The organism is Kitasatospora sp. NPDC091257, assembly GCF_044757675.1.
Classification (GTDB): Bacteria; Actinomycetota; Actinomycetes; order Streptomycetales; family Streptomycetaceae; genus Kitasatospora; species Kitasatospora lactacystinica.
Genome location: NZ_JBIVVI010001740.1, coordinates 1 through 1,328, shown reverse-complemented (window position 1 = coordinate 1,328; position 1,328 = coordinate 1). Strand labels below are relative to the sequence as shown.

The 1,328-nt window shown below is 74.8% G+C and carries 1 protein-coding gene; it reads right to left on the bottom strand.

The window, feature by feature from the left end; translation table 11 throughout:
- Positions 1–136: 136 nt before the first annotated feature.
- The gene (locus ACIQOV_RS41685; RefSeq protein ID WP_380545947.1) at positions 137–1,204 is read right to left on the bottom strand and encodes an NUDIX domain-containing protein; all 1,068 of its coding nucleotides are present in this window, start codon (positions 1,202–1,204) and stop codon (positions 137–139) included.
- Positions 1,205–1,328 lie beyond the last annotated feature (124 nt).

Sequence of the window (1,328 nt, the reverse complement as noted above, 5' to 3'; positions counted from 1 at the left end):
CACCACGCCGGCCTCCCGCCCCGCCCGCCGCCCCGCGCCGACGGATCCCGCCCCGACGCCCCTGCCCCGCCCCGACCGGCCGCGCCCACCGGCCGTAGCGCCCACCGGCCGTAGCGCCGCGTCCGCCGTACCGGCCCTACGCCGCGTCCGCCGTGCTCGCCAGCCCGACGGCCACCCGGCTCCCCGCCTCCAGGTACTGCAGCTCGCCGCTCCGCCGCGCGTCCAGCGCGGCCGCCAGCCGCCGGTAGCGCCCCGGCGGCAGCAGCTCGCCGGCCTCGTCCAGGGTGACGAATCGCCAGCTGCGCAGCTCCTCCTGCTGGAGCAGCAGGTGCTGCCGGCCCTCCTCGTCCAGCAGGCCGCCGTCGTACATCAGCCGCAGTCCGCCGCGGCGGGGGCCGGTGCGCGGCTCCCAGTCGACGGCGAGCAAACGCAGCGTGGACGGGTCCAGGCGCAGGCCCAGCTCCTCGGCGGTCTCGCGCAGGGCGGCGTCGGTGGGGGCCTCGCCGCGCTCGACCACGCCGCCGGGGAAGTCCCAGTCGGGCTTGTAGACCGGGTCGACCAGCAGCACGCGGTCCTGCTCGTCGAAGAACAGCACGGCGGAGGCCACGGTGTCCCCGGTCGGGTCCGGGGTCTGGACGATCGGACAGCGGGCGGCGCCGACCCGGACCAGCTCGGCGATCCGGTGCGCGGTCTCCCGGGGGGAGAGCTCGCTGGTGTCGATCATCCGGGCGTCCCCGACCAGCCAGCGGCGGGCGGCGCGGTAGTGGGGCAGGTGTTCGAGGCACCAGGTGCGGACCCGCTCGCTGCCCTGCGGATCGCCCGGGCACTCCTCGCGGTGGGCTATGCGGTCGCGCAGGATCGTTTCTTCAGGGTCCAGCACGAAGTGGTGCACCGTGATCCCGTGCGAGGCCAGATCGCCGAAGATCTCGTCCCGGTAGTCCTCCCTGAGCAGGGTCATCGGGACCACCAGCGGGCCCCCGACCTCACCGAGCAGCGCCGCCGCCGTCTCGGGGACCAGCCGGCGCCAGGCCGCCAGGTCCTGGAAGTCGGACACCGTCGCCAACCGGTCGGCCGGGAGCATCCGGCGCAGGCCGAAGCCCACCAGCTCGGGATCGAAGAGCACGCTCCCGGGCAGCAGTTCCACCAGCTCTCGGCAGGCGCTCGTCTTGCCCGCCCCGAATGTGCCATTGACCCAGACGATCACAACGTCCCCTGCCCTCGACTTCCCCCGATGCCGTTCGCACCGGGCAGCGCGCCCGTCCGTCGAACCAGCCGGCCGCCCTGAAGACTGGCCGCATCCGTAGGAGCTATCGAAGGACGTGCCATGG